Source organism: Adlercreutzia rubneri, from assembly GCF_009755265.1.
Classification (GTDB): Bacteria; Actinomycetota; Coriobacteriia; order Coriobacteriales; family Eggerthellaceae; genus Adlercreutzia; species Adlercreutzia rubneri.
This window is the reverse complement of sequence record NZ_WPOO01000002.1, coordinates 215,385-232,857: the sequence shown is the minus strand read 5'-3', so window position 1 is coordinate 232,857 and position 17,473 is coordinate 215,385. Positions and strand designations below refer to the sequence as shown.

Here is a 17,473-nt window from a genome sequence, read left to right as displayed (position 1 = left end):
AAACCTATAGCCCACTCGAACTGCAAGGGCGTCCCTTTGGGTCGCCCTTTCCCTTTCTTCTTGCCCTTTTTTCTGCGCCCGCTAAACTGAAGGTGGCTGGCAGCTCATAAGGAACGCGATCTCGAGGGGAGAGCCATGTCCCACGCAACGCCGCACCGTCTGCTGTACTTCTTCGTCGCCTTCGTGCTGCTCATGTTCTTCGGGCTCATCTATGCCTGGTCGCTGTTCGTCGACCCACTGGAGGCGGAATTCGGCTGGGATCGCTCGGCCACCTCGGTGGTATTCACGCTCTCTATCATCACCTTCTGCGCCGGCATGCTCGTAGCGGGCGCGCTGGAAGAGCGCACCTCGCCGCGCACGGTCATGCTCATAACCGCCACCTGCCTGGGACTCGGGCTTATCGCCTCGGCCTTCACCGAATCGCTGCCCTTCATTTACGCCACCTACGGCGTGCTGGTCGGGGCCGGCGTAGGTCTTGGCACCGATGTGGTCATGTCCGTCACGCTGAAGTGGTTCCCCGACAAGCAGGGCCTGGCCTCCGGTGCTATGCTCATGGGCTTCGGCGGCGGCACCATGCTGCTGTCCCCCGTTGTCACCACGATGCTGGGCGCGCTCGGGTGGCGTCTGACCTTCGGAGCGCTGGGAGTCATTTTCGTCGTGCTGGTGGGGGCCGGCGCCTTCATCATGAAGCTGCCGACGCCGGAATATGTTCGCCCTCTTCTGGAAAAGGCGCGGCAGAACGCCACCGTGGCGGCCGTCGACATGACGGGTGGCCAAATGGTGCGTACGCCCACGTTCTGGGTGTTCATGGTGTATCTGATGCTCGTCACCTGCGGCGGTCTGGCGCTCATCAGCCAAGCAGTGCCGGCGGCCATGGAGTTGCTCATGGGCGCTGGAGCAGCAGCGAGCGGGGCAGCGAGCGCGGGGGCGGGAGCGAGCGGGGCAGCGGCGGCTGGCGCGGGCGTCAGCGCCGCGCTGCCCGAGGCCGAGGCGCTTATGCTGGCTACCGCGGCCATGGGCAGCGTGTCAGCCATGAACGGACTCGGGCGCCTCATCAACGGATTCATCTGGGACAAGTTCGGCTACCGCGTGTGCCTCACTTGGATCGCCGTGGCCTTCGCCGCGGGCATGCTCTGCTGCGCCTTCGCCATGATGGGCAGCAACTTCCCGCTGCTCGTCGCCGGATTCATGTTGCTCGGCCTCATGTACGGTGGGAATATGTGCTCGATGTCGGCCATGGTGGGCACCTTCTTTGGGCCGAAGTACTACGGCATCAACTACGCCATCGCCACCTGCCAGATGATCCCGGCCGCCATCGTAGGTCCGCAGATTCTCGCCCTCTCGCAAATGGGATCGGGCAGCTACCTCGGCGCCTTCTGGGTCTTCTTCGGCGTGGCCATTGCGGCCCTTATCGTTTCGCTGTTCATCAAGCCTCCGAAGAACAATAGGGCCGCCTAGAGGCCCGGGAGGGGAACCAGAGCGGCCCTCGCCTCTCGCGATTGGGCCTCCCACCCGCGCACGACCCCGTCGTCTCCTTCGTTGCATCCCCGAGAACTCCGCACGGCTTCCAAATTGAGTCGCCGCTCGTGCACGCCTCGCGTCGCCCTCGCCAATTGGCCAAAAATCGCGCGCGGACTGCTATTTTCGAGGGATTCTCCTCGGGGTCCGCTGTCCCGGGCTCGTACACCCCTTTGCAGCGGCATTCTGAACTGGGGAAACTCAGCTCGAGGATGACGCCGATCCCGAGATTGCGACCCCACGGCACAGCTGGCGCGGGGTTTTTGGCCAGAAAGCGCCAAACGTGCCTCCCCGCATACAGCTCGCGCGCCTTTTTTGGCCAGCGATGACCCGTCCGTACAGCTCGCGCGCGGTTTTGGCCAGCGGCGATACGACGCGCGATGGGTTCCCAATCCGCGAATGTTCCATCCCAGCGCTTGCGGCTTTTCATTTTCGCATGGCCCCATTACCTCAAACGCGACGCAACTGCGGTCTGCGCGAGGAATGAACCGAGAATTTCCTGCGTCATAGTTGCGGTCGTGAGCACCGTTCTAGAGGACATGGCCGAGAGCGGCGAAGAAGCGCCCACCCCTCTGGCCAGTCGCACCTATTCGGGTAAGTTCGCGTTGCGCATCCCGCCCGAGAAGCATCGCGAGCTCGCCATCGAAGCTGCCGAGCAGCATGTCTCGCTCAACCAACTCGTGGTGTCGCGACTTTGAGTTGCGCGTCTGGCGGCACGCGCTTGGGAGATCACAAGCCCATGCCGTTCGCAGGACCATGAAAGCGGCAGGCTCACGAGCACGCGGATTCGCAGAGCTCGCTAGCTCGCGAGCCTTGCCTTCTATCGATCCTTATTCGAGCACAGCAGCAAGATGCCGGCCACCAGCGAGCAGAAGATGAGAGTGCACACGCCGAAGGCGACGGTGTTGGCCTTGGTGCCCTTGTAGATGCCCCAGGAGATGACCGACATGGGAATCATCCACGCCAGCGGGATGATGAGCCAACACGAGCCCACCAGCGACAGGATGCAGAAGATGAACGCCACAAGGCGCAGATTGCGGTCGGTGTCGGTCATCGGGTAAAGAGCTGCAGGGGCCGCCGGGGCCACGGGCTGGGCGTACACCTGCTGGTAGGCCGGCTGCGGCTGCTCGTAGGTGGCCTGATAGGGCTGCTGGTAGGTTTGCTGGGCCTGATAGGGGTCATAGCCCTGGCCGGCGCCGTAGGGTTGCTGCGCCTGGTAGGGGTCGTAAGCCTGCTGAGCGGTTTGGTCGGTGTCGTAGGACTGCGCGGCCTGCCCCTGGCCCTGCGCGTTGTCGAAAGCCTGGGGCGGCTCGGGCATGGTGCTGAAGGGATTCTGCTGGTCAGTCATGGGAGATACCTCCTGTTTCGAAATGTCATGCTGCCAGTATAGCCCCTTCTCCGCCCCCCACGCCTTACGAATCGACTTTCATTGTTGTAAGAGAAACGAGAGCCCGCGTGTCGGCGGGCTCTCGAGGGGAGGGTGTGGGTATGGAAACGTCGCTACAGGCTCGCTACGTGCTTGCCGGCGAGATAGCCGCCGGTGATGGCGCGGCCGATGGAAAGCCCCAGCACGTCCATCGGGTAGTCGACGCCGCCGTAGAAGCAGCCGGACACGTTGCCCACGGCGAACAGGCCGTCGATGGGCGTGTGCTCGTCAGCTTTCAGCACTTGGTTGTCGGCGTTAATGAGCAGGCCGCCGATGATGGCCGAAAGTCCCATACCGAACTCGTGGGGCACCACGATGAACGGCGGGGTGTCGATGGCGCGCATGAACGTGGAGTTCTTGCCGAAGTCGTCATCGGAGCCCTTGGCACAAAGCTCGTTGTAGCGATCCACCGTTTTCTGCACGGCTGCGGCGTCCAACTCGTAGGCGCCCGATTCCGTATCGGCGGCCATGGCGGCGCAGGCCTCCTCGATGGTGTTGCCCTCGTAGAACCACTTGCAGTTCGAGGCGTCGATCTCCGGGTCGATGGCCTTCCACTCCGCAATCTGGTCCTGCCACTTCGCGTCCACGATGGTGTACAGGTTGCCCGCCTTGGCGTCGCCGCCGGCCTCGTGGATGTACTCGCGCACATAGTTGTTCAGGTAGCCCTGCATGGGGCCCTCGCACATAAAGCGCTCGCCCTTGGCGTTCACCAGCAGATGCGGCGTATCCACACGGCCCACGCGGGCGTCATGGATCATCTTGGTGTGCGTCGTCGGCTCAATCTCGCCGCCGGCCCACACACCCATCTTGTGGCCGTCGCCGGTGCGGTTCATCTGGCAGGGCGGGAACTCCTTGATGTCGGGGCAGTAGTAAGCCACCATCTCCAGGTCGCACTGGTAGTCGCCCGTAGCCAGAATGACGCCCTTGCTAGCGTTGAACAGCACATTCTTGCCGTCCTCCTCGCACACCACGCCGGTCACGCGGCCGGACTCGTCGGTAACGAGCTGCTGGGCCGGGCAGCTGAAGAAGAACTCCACCCCCGCGCTTTCGGCAATGGGGGTGATGGCTTTCACCACCTCGTCGTGGCCGATGCGGAAGTAGGTGTTGGCGTGCAGGTACACGTCGTAGCCGTTGATGTGCAGCACGCGGTCGGCCTGGGGCTCATCGGGATTCACCTCGATGCCGCCGGCGGACGCGGCCTCGCGGAACCAGGACAGCGCCTCGAAGGAGTTGTCGGCCCAGGCTTCCAGAAGAGCGCGGTTGCTGCGGTGGTCGGCCAACTTGATGAGATAGCTGATAAGGGCTTGCTTGCCTGCTTCGCTCGTCTGGTTCAAATCGACGCCAGCGGCCATGTTGCCCTGGGAGGAAGGCGTGGCCTCGCGCTGCACACAGGCAATCTTGGCACCAGCTTCAGCGGCCGACATGGCGGCAGCCATGCCCGAGACGCCGGCGCCCACGACGACGACCTCAAAGTCGCGCGTCTCATCGAACTCCGTAATGGGTTCAGGCGCGATGAGGAAGCTGGGCGTACCGTCGGCAGCGCGCGTCGCGCCCGAGCCGGTATCGGCCATAGACGCGCTCTTCGGCTGAGGCGCGCACCCGGCCAGCGAAGCTCCGGCAGCGACGGCTGTAGCGAGCCCGCCGAGCTTGAACAGACTACGCCGGCTGAGCGAGCCGGCGGTGGAACTGGCGACATGCATGTTGGCGATCTTGTTCATGGGAACCCTCCTATGTGTTCTCTTTTCCCTTCCGCCGGCCCCGAGCGTTCCTTGCGACTTCGCGGCGCCGAACGGCTTTGCTGGCTCTCACTATGCCTGCTCGAGCTCCACCGCACATCTACCGCGCAGCACTTTCGCTGTTTATCTTTGTAAACAGGTGGCATAAACACCCTGTTTTCCTGGGGAAGCGCCAGCCCTACCGTCAATCTTATCGGCACTAGCGTTCCATGTTTCTGAGCGGTTGCCGACGTGCCCCGCACTCTTCTCACAACGAGAGCACCAGCTGCGGCCACGGCCATTCGCCCCCGCAGAGAACCCGTCACGTTATAATGGTCGCTGTTGACACCGCGAAAGCACGACCCTTGCAGCCAAGGGCGGACAAGAGGGGGTAACGCCATGGCCCACAATGAAGCTGCACCAAAGCACTCACTCATGCGTTTGCTCGATATGCCCCAAGCCTTCCTCGGCTTTGCCCTGTGGCGCGCCTGGGTGTCGCTCACCTATGCGAATCCCTCGGTGCCCATGCCCGTCAGCGGCACCGCCGGCCAGTTCGCCTACGATGTGGTGCTCGCCGGCAGCGCTATCGTCATCGCCCTGCTCTCCAGCCGCATCGCGCCTTTGGCCGGGCGACGCTGGGTCTATGGGACCATCGCTCTTCTGCTTGGGTTCTCCGTGGCCGCGAACGTGGCGGCTCTGGCACTGCCCGCAACCACCGACGCCCTTGTTGCGCCAGCAACCCTGGCCGGCGGCATCGGCTCGGCGCTTCTCATTCTGCTGTGGTGCGAAATCTACAGCTGCCTCAGTCCTACCCGCGTGGCGCTGTACTACGCGCTCGCCATCATCGGTGGAGTCGTGCTCACCTTTGCGCTTCAGGGCTTCAGCGATGAGTACCTTTACGGGGCGCTGCTCGTGCTGCCAGCGCTTTCGGCGGCCTTGGCCCATCGCTCCTACCGACTCTACGTCCCGGCAGAAGATCGGCCCATCGCCGCCAACCGTCGGCTCATTCCCTGGAAGTTCTTCCTTATCCTCGCCCTCTTCGAGCTGGTGGCCAGCTACAGCTCCGCCCATATTCGCAGCGCCTACCCCCTGCTGGTCGGCTCCCATTCCACCGCGACCACCTTGGTCGGCGGTCTTGTGCTGTTCGCGTGGGTGTGGTGGTTCTCTAACCGACTGCCCTTGTCCGCCTTGTACCGGGCGCCGGTCATCCTCCTTTGCTGCGGGCTCCTCATCGTGCCGCTATTCGGCCTTGGCGGCAATTTGGCCGGCAGTTTCTGCACAGCCCTGGGCGTGATGCTCTTCAACGCCATCGTGTTTCTGTTCCTCTGCGACATCTCCAAGCGCTTCGGCGTGAGTGCGCTTCTGCTGTTCGGCATCGAGGAGTCGCTGATTCTCGTGAGTTGGGTCGGCCGCGAGGGGGCGCTCCTCTTCGATGGATCCGGCCTGTTCGGAGGCACGGGACCGGCCATCGGTGCCGTAGTCGCCATTGCGGCCATTGTGGCGGTGGCAACTCTCGTGCTTAACGAACGCGAGATCGGCGAGCGCTGGGGCATCGCCTTCATGGGCAAGCGACCACCCGAGGAGAACGAGCGCACGCGTCTGGCGCGTCGCTGCGCCACCGTGGCCGAAGCGCGCCGCCTCACGCCACGCGAACGGGAGGTGATGGAGCTGCTTGCTCAGGGCAAGTCGCTTTCCGGCGTGGCCCACGAACTCATCATCGCCGAGGGCACCGCGAAGGCCCACACCCGCCACATCTACGAGAAGCTCGGCATCAATACCCGTCAAGAATTGCTCGATTTGCTGATGACGGAGCAGTAGCAAGGTCTCCGGCGCGCTCCCCCGACAACAAGACAAATTGCTCGGCATATTCGAAAAATTTGGTCAGCGCAGGGCTCAAGCGATCTGTGCGAAAAAAGAAGCACAGTGGGAAAGAGATGTCCTCTTCCTCAAGGGGGATCGCCCGCAGGTAATCCCTATGAGGAAACTGCAGCGACGCAGGCGTAAGGGCATATCCTTTGCATTCGCTCAGCTTAAGCCCGAGCGTCTCAATCTGCTCAGTACGTCGTATGTCGCAGGGAGCACAACCGCGCTGCGTAAAAAATCTCAATATCTCTTCGTTCATGCGGCTGAATCCTTCGGCCCGATCGTCGAGAACCACCAAAGGCTCACCAGCAAGCTGCTCCAACGCTAGCGTCTCGCATCCCGCCAACGCATTGTCTTCATGAATCGTTGCCACAATTCTCTCACGAAGAAACAACCTCATGTTCATCGGGGGCTTCAGTTCCGTGGGAAGCCCGATACCAAAGGCAAGATCGCACCGGCCCTCCTCCACCGCGCTCAAACCCACAACAGGAGGATTCGATTCCAACTTGACACGAAGAGCAGATTGCTCGAGGGAGAGAAACGCCAACAACGACTCAAGATAACACGGTATCCAAAAATCCGGACAGCTCAGTCGTATGACTGGCACATCCTCCGCGAGTCGACCAAGCTCATCAAGCACATGAGTGTAATGGGCCTGCATGGCAGAGAAGTCGGCAATAACCGCTCGTCCCGCATCGGTCAGCTCCACTTTGCGAGTCGTACGATTAAATAGCCGAGCCCCCAGCGCCCGCTCCACAGCGTCAACGTGACGGCTCACAGCCGAATGAGACATGTGCAGCCTTCGCGCCGTCTCCGTGTAGCTGAGTGTTTCCGCCAGCACGAGCAACTCGGGCATATATTCCATGTTGAGCACCACAACCCCCTGATCCCCTTTGTCGTTGTAGCGAATTGTACGGTTTGTGCACAAATCACGCAACAACTTGCAAAAGACCCTCGGGCGAACCGATCCCATAATGAACGACAGCAGGGGCGAGGGCGTCTCGCCGACAAGATTCGAACATAGGAGGGAACATGGGACACGGAAAGAACCACGTCATCGATCGCAGACGGTTTGTGCAAGCAAGCTCGGTCGCAGCGGCAGCTCTGGCCTTAGGCGCGACGGGATGCGCTTCGTCACACCCCGTCGCAGAGACGGGCGGCACGACAACTCAATTTGTCGCAGGAACCTACCAGGCCACGGCACTCGGCAAGAAGAGCGATATCACCGTCGAGGTCGTCTTCTCCGACACTGCCATCGACAGCGTCCGCGTCGTCGATCACGGAGAAACCGAACGCATCGCCGCACCGGCGTTTGAGAAGATCCCTGAGATCATCGTATCATCACAATCACTCGCCGTCGACGCGGTGACAGGAGCGACGCTTTCATCCCTCGCGCTGCTCTCGGCCGTAGAAGACTGCGCGCGTCAAGCCGATGGCGACGTGAGCGCTTTGAAGCGTGCGGAGGTTCCCAAAGAGCAGCCAACCGACGAGGAGATCGAATGCGACCTCGCCGTCATAGGCGCCGGCATTTCTGGAATGGCATCTGCACTAGCAGCTGCTCAGCAGGGAGCGAAGGTCGTCGTGTTCGAGAAGTCCTCGAGCATGGGCGGCAACGCCCTCGTGAGTGGCGGTTTCATCGAGTATGCCAACGCACCCGAAGAATTACGCGTCGAAGTGAACGACGGCTACCTGAAGATCTTCCAAGAAGTTCTTCAGTTCAATCGAGACGCCGGGCTTGACGCCTCTCTGGTAGATGAGGTGCAGCAACAATGGGACGACTACTACGCAAACGGGAACACCAAACTCTTTAGCTCGCCCGAATTCCTTGCGCTGCAACTCTGCATGCTTGAGGGCAACACCTACGACTTCCAACACACTTATGCAACGGATGTGGAGGGGGGCACGGCATGGCTCGACACCATGCAGTTTCCCTGGATGCCACTCGTCGCAATTCCCGGTTATTCTTGGGCGCATTTCTCGGGTTCCTCAGAAGACGTGAATGGAGAAGGCTATTTCAACGTGTTCGAACGAGAGATGGAAGGACTCGATCTTCGCATCCTGTTCGCCACGCCGGCAACCGAGCTCATCACTGAAAGCGGTCGCGTGACTGGCGTCATTGGCAGCAGCGCAAACGGCAGCACGTACACCGTGCGCGCTAAAGACGGTGTCGTTATCGCCTCTGGAGGCTATGCCGACAACCAGGATATGCTGAAAGAGCACGACAAGATGTGGAACTGGAAAGATCTCGACACCTTCCACTGCGACAACAACTACGGACACACTGGAGACGGCATCCGCATGGCCACAGAAGCAGGCGCCGCCTTCGCCGAATTGCCCTTTAACCAGATGGTCTTCCCCTTCGTGGACACCGTGCTCTACGCCACCGAAACAACCGTCGGAACCACCAATGAGAGCATCTACGTGAACAAGGCCGGCAAACGCTTCTGCGACGAGGGCGGCAGTCGAACTGACATGACGATCGCCCTGATGGAGCAGGATGGGGGTGTGGGTTTCCAGGTGGTCGACCACGACAGCTCCATGATCACGGACGGCAAGACCCACACAGGCATGGACGTCGAGTACGCCATTGAGCGGGGCATCCTCTACCGCGCCGACACACTTGAAGAACTGGCGGGCCTCATGGGCGTCGACGAGGCGACATTCCTGAAAACTGTCGACGATTACAACGAGATGACTCGTACTTTCAACGACCCAGAATTCGGCCGATCCAGCTTCGGGCCCAATGCCCCCCTGGATAATCCTCCATTCTATGCATCACCCCGCACCTGGGCGATGCATATCACGATGGACGGCATCTCGACCGACTCATCTCACCGCGCGCTCGATGCGGCCGGAAATGTTGTACCGGGACTCTACGTTGTGGGCGAAGCAGCTTGCGGCGGCCGCGGTGTCGGATCGCTCGGCGCAGGCTATGCGGTGGCGCAATCAATCTACAACGTCTAAGAACACGCGTTACGATAGATCAAGCCCTCCCCTCCCTGGTCGGGCGGGTAAAACCGCCCGACCGTTTTTTAAACAGCAACAAGCTCAGTGCGGACTTGAGCTCCAAAGGCTTTTGCCGCGCAATCCCACACTTTCATGGAGAAAAGGAAGGAACTGAAATGGACAATAATGGACTTGTAAGCCGCAGAGGGTTTTTGGCAGGTAGCGCCTTCGCGGGAGCCGGCGCCTTGTTCGGCCTTGCAGGATGCGCCCCGCAGACTGCGGATCCCCTAGCAAACACTTCGCCTGAGGCGGGATCGCAAGATTCCTCGGACTGGATCGGAGATGCCCCGAACATCTCCGATGATGAGATTGTCGAAACCATTGACACGGAGTTTTTGGTGATCGGCGCTGGCACGGGCGGTCTTTTTGCGGCCTGCGCTGCTGGAGATGCCGGCATGGAAACCTTCGTCATGGAGAAGTTCAACGGTGGCGTCGTGCGTGACGATCTTGCAGGCGTCAACTCTCGCTTGCAGCAGGAGAGTGGCTATGAAATCGACGCAATTGGTTATTTGCGAGATATGGATCATTACGCTGCGGGCCAATGCAATCTCGCGTTACACAAGGTCTGGCTTGAGCGATCGGGCGAGACCATCGACTGGTACGAAAGCGTTCTCTCCTCTTACGGTATCGCGCTTTGGCATGAGGCTGCCGAGGAAAAGCATGAAGTCAACTACCGACATTGGGCTACAGGGCATTCTCCCGCCTGGCCAGTCGATGGATCGCTCGACGGGTTCACTGTGCTGACTGACTACGCAGAGAAGACGGGCCATGTAACGTTCCGCTACCAAACGCCCATGGTGAGCCTCACCGTCGAAAACGATCGCGTGACCGGTGCCATAGGGCAGGGCGCTGACGGCTACATTCGCGTCAACGCAAGCAAGGGCGTTCTTGTATGCACAGGCGGTTACGCCGCGAATCTCGACCTTCTTAAGCAGCTCCAGCCTCACACGACCAGCATTTACGCTTACAACTCAGCGCAGCCGGGCTGTGAGGGAGACGGCATAAAGGCGTGCCTTCGCGTTGGGGCAAAAATGGACGAAACACACTCTAGCATGCTTTTCGACCGAGCAAGCGTTCCCGCCGACTCCCTGGGAGGCGCCGACTGTGGTACTGCCATGGTATTCTGGATGGGAAGCCAACCCTGGTTGAAAGTCAATCTCAATGGCGAGCGCTTCTGCAACGAGTCCGGCACCTATGACTTCATCCTGCACGCCGATGCATCGCAACCAGGAAATATCCACGTGTGCCTCTGGGATGCAGACTGGCAGACCTACGCTCAACAGTTCGACATGCATGGCTGCTCGCGCATGTTCCCCTTTGATAATGGAGCGGCTCCGAACCTGCCCATCGAAGTGGTGACGGCCATGAACGAGGAGGCACTTAAAGCCGGACACATTCAGCAAGCCGACACCATCGAGGAGCTCGCCGAAAAGCTTGGTCTTCCTGCAGAAGCCCTCGCGAAAACGGTGGAACGAAACAACCAGAATTACGACAACCAGCGCGATGACGACTTCGGCAAGGAACCATTCCGGCTTTCCCCTGTACGCAAACCTCCCTTCTTCGGCGTACGTACCACAGGCGCTTTGCTATGCACCATGGACGGTATCGTGATAAACACCCAAGGTCAAGCACTGCGCGAAGATGGAAGCGCCATTGAAGGCCTGTATGTCACAGGCAACGATTCTGGAGGATACTATTCCATGACTTATCCGAACCTGTCGACCGGCAACGCTTGCGGCAGGACAGTAACTTTCGCACGAATGATTGCTCAGAATCTGGCTGCCCAGTAGCCATCTCGACCAAAACCCGTCTTGTCGAGCCGCTGTCCCTTACGCCCCAAACTCACAGGCGGACAGGATAACGGCTCGACCTGTATCATCGGGAGAAATGCGGCAGCGGTCAGGCCACGCTTCGGCAAGGAGGGCCTCGGTGTCGTCGAGCAGATAATCGCGCACGACGGCCAACGCATGGGGGAAGACCGGCGTTGGGCCCTGGGCAAGCAGGGCCATGGCCGAGGTAAGGCCGCCACCACGCCAGATTTCCAAGCGGCCCAGCTCGTCCACGATGAGGAGGCCGGGAGCGCGGGAGGGATCCTTCGACTCTGCACCTTCGGCACTCCGCTCGGAATGCGGTTTGGCACCGACGGGCGCAGCCGCGCTGGCGTGCGCGGTGATCTCGTCGAAGTGGGCGTTCACGCGGTCGATAGCAGCGTCGTCGATGTGCCAGGCCAACTCCGCCTTCGCCGCCCGGCTCTCTTCGTCGAAGGTGCCGTCGGCTCGGGCCAAGTCACCCCGACGGGCGAAAGGGATGCGCTCGCCGCTGGGCAGAAGCACGTTGTCGATGCCCAGCTTCTCGAAGCCGTTCGCATCGGCGTGCGGCCCCGTCGAGGGCACCCACTGCCCGGGAGCAAGCACGCCGGCGCAGGGCACCCCGAAAGCGCCCAGCTCCGCCACCAGCGATTCCAGCCAGCGCGTCTTTCCTATTTGCACCTCGCCCGTGAGAAGAAACAGCACCTATGCCTCCGGATTGCGCAGGGCGGCCATGGTCAGCGCCTCGCCGAAGAACTGGCCGGCGCCGTTCTTGACGGCGAAGCGAGCCTTGTCGGGGTCGGCCACCACGCTGCCGGCCAGCATGTCCACGCCCCAGCGGAAAAGAAACGGCGCCATGACCACACTGGGCCCCACGAACACCGTCGTGGCGTTCGCCGCTAAATCCAGCAGGCGCGGGGCCGTCTTGTTGATGAGGGTCACGCCGGTCATGAACAGATAGTCGGCGCCGGGGATCACGTACTCGCAAGCCGGGTCGGGTACATCGCCCGCCTGAGAGCACTTGCGCTCCAGCACCGTCAGACGCGCGTACTCCTCGATGCGCTCCACATGGGGGAAGTGCCCCACCACGACCACGCGCGCATCCCCACCGGCGGTGCTGATCTGCGGACGGTACATTTCGAAAGCGTCCATCTTCCGGATGGTGCCGTCGGGTACCTCCACCGCCGCATCGTAGGTGCACCCCAACGGATCCAGCAGCGACCGCTGGGAGTACCAGGCGTTCAGCGCCGCCACGCCCAGGCTCGCCTCCTCGAAGCACCAGGACTTAGAAAGCTCCGCCACCTCGCGCAGGGACATCCCTCTCAGGTCGCCCGTGTAGCCACGACGCGCGCCGCCGGTGGTGGTGAAGCTCACCCCCATGCCACTGTCGGCTTCCACGTAGGACCAGTGGGTACCCAGACAATAGTCGCGCACCACGACGTCCTCGGGAATGCCGGCGATCAGGTGGTTGTACAGCTTCCAGGGCGTATTCGGCTCGTTTGTGCCGGGAAACGCAATGGCCCCCGTCGCAACCCCCTTCGTGCAGCAGTCTTTCTCGGCGCAACCCATGGCTTTCGTCCTTTCTCAGATGATAGCGACCCGACATTCCGGGCGCTTTTGCTCAGTACTCATCCTACCGAATTGTTCTCTCTTGTAAATCATTTTACTTCATGAATAATTCTCTCTTGTAAATCATTCATGACTGAGAATATAATAGATGCCATGCAAACGAGCACTGTAAAACCCATGCTTCATTCGGCCGCCTCTCGGAGGGCTCGATTTGTCGTGCTGGCCCTTGCCCTCATCCTCATTGGCGCGACCGCGATCTCCCTTTTGCTGGGCCGCTACCCCATCGATCCGGCTCAAGCTGTGGCCATGCTCGTCAACCAGATCGTCCCGCTTGACCCCATCTGGACCGAACAGCAGGCGACGCTCTTCTTCAACGTGCGGCTGCCGCGCATTTTGCTGGCCCTCATGGTGGGATGCTGCCTGGCCTGCGCCGGCGCCGCCTACCAGGGCACCTTCCAAAACCCGCTCGTCTCCCCCGACATTTTGGGCGCAAGCCAGGGCGCCGCGTTCGGCGCGGCCGTGGCTATTCTTCTCAGCGTGAGCTCTTTCGCAACATCCCTCTTCGCATTCGGATTCTCCCTGCTCACCGTGTTATTGGTGCTGCTTATCAGCACGCGGGCCCGCGGCAACCACATGATGGTGGTCGTGCTCGCCGGCGTCATGGTGTCGTCACTGTTCCAAGCCGGCGTTTCCTACGCCAAACTCGTGGCCGACCCCACTGACGAGCTGGCCGACATCACCTACTGGCTCATGGGCTCACTCACCGGCGCGAACATGCGCGACATCGGCATGGTGCTCCCCATCATGCTTATCGGCTGCGCTACGCTGTTCGCCCTGCGCTGGCGCATCAACATCCTCACCATGGGCGACGACGAGGCCGCCACCATGGGCGTGAACGCCCGACGCACCCGCATCGTCGTCATCATCGCCGCCACGCTCGTCACCGCCGCGAGCGTCTGCGTCACCGGCATGATCGGCTGGGTGGGCCTCGTCATTCCGCACCTGTGCCGCATGCTCGTCGGCGCCGACTATCGCCGCCTCATTCCCGCATCCATGCTCATGGGCGCCAGCTTCCTGCTCATCGTGGACGACGTCGCCCGCCTTGCCACCACCGCCGAAATCCCCATCGGCATCCTCACCGCTTTCGTGGGCGCGCCGTTCTTCTTGTACCTCATAACGCGGAAGAAGAAGCTATGAGCATCGATGTGACCAGCTTGAGCTTCTCCTACGGAAGCCGCGAGATCTTGCACGACCTTTCGTTTTCCATTCCCGACGGGTGCCTCGTGAACGTGCTCGGGCCCAACGGCGTTGGCAAGTCCACCTTGTTCCGCTGTATCCTGGGGCTTTCCCCGCACTATAGCGGCACGATTCTGGTGAACGGGAAGGATCTGCGCGCGCTTTCGGTGCGGGAGCGCGCTCGCGAGATCTCCTACATTCCCCAGTCGCACGCGCCGGTGTACGACTACGAAGTGGTCGACGTGGTACTCATGGCCACGGGCAACGACCTGAAGATGCTCGCCACGCCCGGCGAGGCCCAGCTGCAGCGAGCCCACGAGGCGCTGGCCCGCATCGGCATCGAGCACTTGGCCCATCGCACCTACACGCAGATATCCGGCGGCGAGCAGCAGCTCGTGCTCATCGCTCGGGCGCTCGCGCAAAACGCCCAGACCATCATCATGGACGAGCCCACGAGCGCGCTTGATTACGGCAACACCATGCGCGTGCTGTCCTGCGTGCGGCAGCTGGCCCGCGAGGGGCTCTCCATCGTGCAATCGACCCACAACCCCGACCACGCCTTTCTCTATTCCGATGCCACCATGGTGCTTTCCGAAGGCGGCCTTAAGGCATTCGGCGATCCCCGCGAGGTTATCACCTCCGAGCTCATCAGCGAGCTGTACGACCTCGAGGTGGAGGTCAACTCTCTTTATGGCGACAAGGTGCGCGTCTGCGTGCCCGTACGCGAGATAGAACGCCAGTAGAACCTGGCACCCCTTGGAAGGAAAGGAAAACGAATGCTGAAACCGACGAGGAACAAACGGCGCATCGCGGCTCTGGCTGGAGCGCTCGCCCTGTCCACTTGCTTGGCCCTGGGGCTCGCCGGATGCGCCAACAGTGAGGGTAATGGAGCGGCCGAGCCCACTGCACCGGCCACCGAGCAGGAGGCGAACGCCGACGCCCAGGCCGCTACCGAGGCCGAAAGCGGCGCCATCACCTTCACCGACGACCTCGGGCGCACCGTGGAGCTGCCGGCCCAGATCGACAAGATCTGCCCGTCGGGCTTCACGGCCCAGCAGGTGCTGCTCACCATGGCCCCGGACAAGATGGTGGGCCTGGCCCAGGAGCTCAACGACGACCAGCTGAAGATCTTCGGTGAGAAATTCGCCGACTACCCGGTGTTCGGCGCGGTGCTCGGCGCCAAGGACGACCTGAACCGCGAGGCCGTGGCCGCCGCCGCGCCCCAGGTCATCATCGACACCGGCGAGGCGAAGAAGGGCGCCAAGGAGGACTTGGACGCGCTTCAGGAGCAGCTGGGCATTCCGGTCATCTTCATCGAGGCGAAGCTGTCCGATTACGGCGCGGCCTATGAGCGCCTCGGCGAGCTTCTGGGCATGGAAGAGCGCGGCAGCGAGCTGTCCACCTACTGCACCGACGTGTACAACATGACGGTCACCACTATGGAGAACATTCCCGAAAACGAGCGCGTGCGCATGGCCTACCTGCTGGGCGACAACGGCCTGAACGCCATCGCCAAGACTTCGTTCCAGGCGGCTGTGGTGGACATGGTGGCCGACAACGTGGTCGTGGTTGACGACGTGTCCGGCAAGGGCAACGGCAACGAGATCAGCCTCGAGCAGATCGCGCTGTGGAACCCCGACCTCATCGTGTTCCAGACGGGCAGCATTTACGACACCGTGGGCAACGACCCGGCGTGGAAGGGCATTGCCGCCATCGACTCCGGCAACTACTACCAGGTACCCAACGTGCCCTACTGCTGGCTGAACAACCCGCCCACCGTCAACCAGCTCATGGGCCTGCAGTGGCTGCCGCGCCTTCTGTACCCCGATGCCTTCGACGACTCCATCGAAGACGTGACCCGCACGTACTACTCCACGATGTACAACTACGACCTGTCCGACACCGAGCTCGCCGACCTTTTGAAGGACGCCACCGGCAAGGCTTAAGAACCAGCCTCACACCCAATCCGAATGCGAAAGACGCCGAAGGGCCGCCATTGCGGCGGCCCTTCGGGAAAGGAGCAGTTTGTCTTTCAGCTACGTGCTTCACGCGCCCCTAGCAAAAGCTAGGCGATCTGAGCCATGCCCTCGGCAATGGCATCGTCGGCCTTCTGTAGTTGCTCAACGCTCTTGCTAAAGTTCATGGCGGCCATGGAACCGTCGGTGGGACGCATCGCGGTGCCCTGGTACAGGAAGTACACGTTAGCGAGATTGTAAGCATCCTTGGCGGCCTGCAGCTTTGTCTCATCGGCGTTGCCAGCGGCCACAACCTCGGCCAGCTTAGCATGGAACTCGTCCAGCTTGGTCTTGGTAGCCTGCTGAATCTGCGCGAGTTCGTCCATCTTGCCCTTGACGAACGTAACCATGGCGTCAGCATCTTCAACGCCCTGGCTCTTGTGGCACGTGAGGCACTTTTCCAGCGCGGCCGGGTTCTCAAGCGGCGATTGCGTCATGTTGTGGTGCGTGTAGGTGGCGCCATCGGCGGCCTCGGTCTGGGGCATATGGCAGTCCGTGCAGGTGAGGCCCATCTTCTGATGGTTGCCGTCCTGGAAGAGCTCCAATTCGGTGCAAGCGTCCGTGAGGTACAGCATCGTATCAATTTCGGGATCAAGCATGGGAACCCCTACCATGCCGGCGCAAATCGTTGTTTCAGTAACTGGATTCGCCTCGTAATACTCTTTCATGGCACGAAGCATCTCTTCAGGCTCGAAGCCATACTTGTATTGATCGATACCCTTGTTCGCATCCTCAAGATAGGCCGCGCCGGGGAACATGGCGTGGCACTGACCGCATACATAGTCCTCCTCGGGGAACAATGCCTTGGCACTCACGGAAGTAGCATCACCATAGGCGTTGCCACCCTCTACTTTACCTTCGCCAGGATCGCCTACGTGGCAATTGGTGCAATTGGACCATTCCATCTCGTAGTCAGAGGCGTTTTTGTCAAGAATCGTCTCGCCTTGCTCATTATAAACCGTTTGGAAGTCCTCACGGGCATGACAGGCGGCGCAAGCCACTGCTGCATCCTCCCCGCCAAACGCCTGCTGACTCGCCCCCGCAAAGGCGTCATAGGTGTGGGCCATCTTCGCTTCCATATAGCTGTTTCCCTGATTGGGATAAGTAGTTACCCACTCAGCGAGCGTCTTTTTGGCCACCTTCTCCGGAGCAGCAGCCTGTTGCTCCGTCTGCTCTTGCTGAACCGGCTCCTGCGCGGCGCCTGTGTCCGCCGTTTGAGTCTGGGCTGCACAGCCAAGGCAGCCGACCAGCGCTACAGCTGCCACCACCGTACCGGCAAGGGCGATTTTTCTCGGTTTTATGGTTTTCATCGCTTCC

The 17,473-nt window shown here is 61.3% G+C and carries 14 protein-coding genes; 8 read left to right on the top strand and 6 right to left on the bottom strand.

From position 1 onward, the window contains the following. Positions 1-135 precede the first annotated feature (135 nt). Complete coding sequence (locus GO707_RS02510; RefSeq protein ID WP_157011899.1) at positions 136-1,458, top strand: MFS transporter; 1,323 nt, start codon at positions 136-138, stop codon at positions 1,456-1,458. 599 nt (positions 1,459-2,057) lie between these two features. Beyond that, entirely contained in the window at positions 2,058-2,216 is a 159-nt protein-coding gene (locus tag GO707_RS12185; protein ID WP_227069422.1) for a toxin-antitoxin system HicB family antitoxin, read from the top strand. 122 nt (positions 2,217-2,338) lie between these two features. Here GO707_RS12185 and GO707_RS12010 read toward each other — a convergent pair whose 3' ends face one another. Then, positions 2,339-2,866 carry a hypothetical protein gene (locus GO707_RS12010; protein ID WP_198160988.1) on the bottom strand — a complete coding sequence of 176 codons (528 nt, stop codon included), beginning with the start codon at positions 2,864-2,866 and terminating at the stop codon, positions 2,339-2,341. A gap of 152 nt (positions 2,867-3,018) precedes the next feature. Beyond that, a complete protein-coding gene (locus GO707_RS02495; RefSeq protein WP_157011897.1) occupies positions 3,019-4,662 on the bottom strand; it encodes an FAD-dependent oxidoreductase in 1,644 nt (547 codons plus the stop codon). Between the two features lie 432 nt (positions 4,663-5,094). Between GO707_RS02495 and GO707_RS02490 the strand changes: the two genes are divergently transcribed. After that, complete coding sequence (locus tag GO707_RS02490) at positions 5,095-6,477, top strand: helix-turn-helix transcriptional regulator (protein WP_198160987.1); 1,383 nt, start codon at positions 5,095-5,097, stop codon at positions 6,475-6,477. Here GO707_RS02490 and GO707_RS02485 read toward each other — a convergent pair. After that, positions 6,431-7,399 (bottom strand): LysR family transcriptional regulator, encoded by a 969-nt coding sequence (locus tag GO707_RS02485; protein ID WP_198160986.1) that lies wholly within the window; start codon positions 7,397-7,399, stop codon positions 6,431-6,433. The genes GO707_RS02490 and GO707_RS02485 overlap by 47 nt on opposite strands. Positions 7,400-7,554: 155 nt before the next feature. Here GO707_RS02485 and GO707_RS02480 point away from each other — a divergent pair, with 155 nt between their 5' ends. Both GO707_RS02480 and GO707_RS02475 read left to right on the top strand, forming a co-directional pair. After that, positions 7,555-9,486: an FAD-dependent oxidoreductase gene (locus GO707_RS02480; RefSeq protein WP_157011890.1), complete on the top strand. Its 1,932-nt coding sequence runs from the start codon at positions 7,555-7,557 to the stop codon at positions 9,484-9,486. A gap of 158 nt (positions 9,487-9,644) precedes the next feature. Next, the gene (locus GO707_RS02475; RefSeq protein WP_157011888.1) at positions 9,645-11,318 is read left to right on the top strand and encodes an FAD-dependent oxidoreductase; all 1,674 of its coding nucleotides are present in this window, start codon (positions 9,645-9,647) and stop codon (positions 11,316-11,318) included. A 39-nt stretch (positions 11,319-11,357) separates the two neighbouring features. Here GO707_RS02475 and GO707_RS02470 read toward each other — a convergent pair whose 3' ends face one another. Next, positions 11,358-12,041 (bottom strand): P-loop NTPase family protein, encoded by a 684-nt coding sequence (locus tag GO707_RS02470; RefSeq protein ID WP_114538982.1) that lies wholly within the window; start codon positions 12,039-12,041, stop codon positions 11,358-11,360. Next, positions 12,042-12,905, bottom strand: a complete 864-nt coding sequence (locus tag GO707_RS02465; RefSeq protein WP_114538981.1) for a DUF364 domain-containing protein — start codon at positions 12,903-12,905, stop codon at positions 12,042-12,044. Positions 12,906-13,121: 216 nt separating this feature from the next. Between GO707_RS02465 and GO707_RS02460 the strand changes: the two genes are divergently transcribed. The 3 genes from GO707_RS02460 to GO707_RS02450 are packed head-to-tail and all read left to right on the top strand — an operon-like array spanning position 13,122 to position 16,087. Next, positions 13,122-14,102 (top strand): FecCD family ABC transporter permease, encoded by a 981-nt coding sequence (locus GO707_RS02460; RefSeq protein WP_227069419.1) that lies wholly within the window; start codon positions 13,122-13,124, stop codon positions 14,100-14,102. Continuing rightward, complete coding sequence (locus tag GO707_RS02455; protein ID WP_114538979.1) at positions 14,099-14,884, top strand: ABC transporter ATP-binding protein; 786 nt, start codon at positions 14,099-14,101, stop codon at positions 14,882-14,884. Before GO707_RS02460 ends, GO707_RS02455 begins: the two co-directional genes overlap by 4 nt. A gap of 33 nt (positions 14,885-14,917) precedes the next feature. Further along, positions 14,918-16,087, top strand: a complete 1,170-nt coding sequence (locus GO707_RS02450) for an ABC transporter substrate-binding protein (protein ID WP_114538978.1) — start codon at positions 14,918-14,920, stop codon at positions 16,085-16,087. 119 nt (positions 16,088-16,206) lie between these two features. On the opposite strand, the gene GO707_RS02445 is transcribed toward GO707_RS02450, so the two are convergent. Next, the gene (locus GO707_RS02445; RefSeq protein WP_114538977.1) at positions 16,207-17,466 is read right to left on the bottom strand and encodes an ammonia-forming cytochrome c nitrite reductase subunit c552; all 1,260 of its coding nucleotides are present in this window, start codon (positions 17,464-17,466) and stop codon (positions 16,207-16,209) included. Positions 17,467-17,473: the final 7 nt, after the last annotated feature.

Excerpts from the sequence above, each read along its gene's own strand:
- GO707_RS02510 (WP_157011899.1), top strand. The coding sequence starts at position 136 with ATGTCCCACGCAACGCCGCACCGTCTGCTGTACTTCTTCGTCGCCTTC.
- GO707_RS12185 (WP_227069422.1), top strand. The coding sequence starts at position 2,058 with ATGGCCGAGAGCGGCGAAGAAGCGCCCACCCCTCTGGCCAGTCGCACC.
- GO707_RS12010 (WP_198160988.1), bottom strand. The coding sequence starts at position 2,866 with ATGACTGACCAGCAGAATCCCTTCAGCACCATGCCCGAGCCGCCCCAG.
- GO707_RS02495 (WP_157011897.1), bottom strand. The coding sequence starts at position 4,662 with ATGAACAAGATCGCCAACATGCATGTCGCCAGTTCCACCGCCGGCTCG.
- GO707_RS02490 (WP_198160987.1), top strand. The coding sequence starts at position 5,095 with ATGCGTTTGCTCGATATGCCCCAAGCCTTCCTCGGCTTTGCCCTGTGG.
- GO707_RS02480 (WP_157011890.1), top strand. The coding sequence starts at position 7,555 with ATGGGACACGGAAAGAACCACGTCATCGATCGCAGACGGTTTGTGCAA.
- GO707_RS02475 (WP_157011888.1), top strand. The coding sequence starts at position 9,645 with ATGGACAATAATGGACTTGTAAGCCGCAGAGGGTTTTTGGCAGGTAGC.
- GO707_RS02465 (WP_114538981.1), bottom strand. The coding sequence starts at position 12,905 with ATGGGTTGCGCCGAGAAAGACTGCTGCACGAAGGGGGTTGCGACGGGG.
- GO707_RS02455 (WP_114538979.1), top strand. The coding sequence starts at position 14,099 with ATGAGCATCGATGTGACCAGCTTGAGCTTCTCCTACGGAAGCCGCGAG.
- GO707_RS02450 (WP_114538978.1), top strand. The coding sequence starts at position 14,918 with ATGCTGAAACCGACGAGGAACAAACGGCGCATCGCGGCTCTGGCTGGA.
- GO707_RS02445 (WP_114538977.1), bottom strand. The coding sequence starts at position 17,466 with ATGAAAACCATAAAACCGAGAAAAATCGCCCTTGCCGGTACGGTGGTG.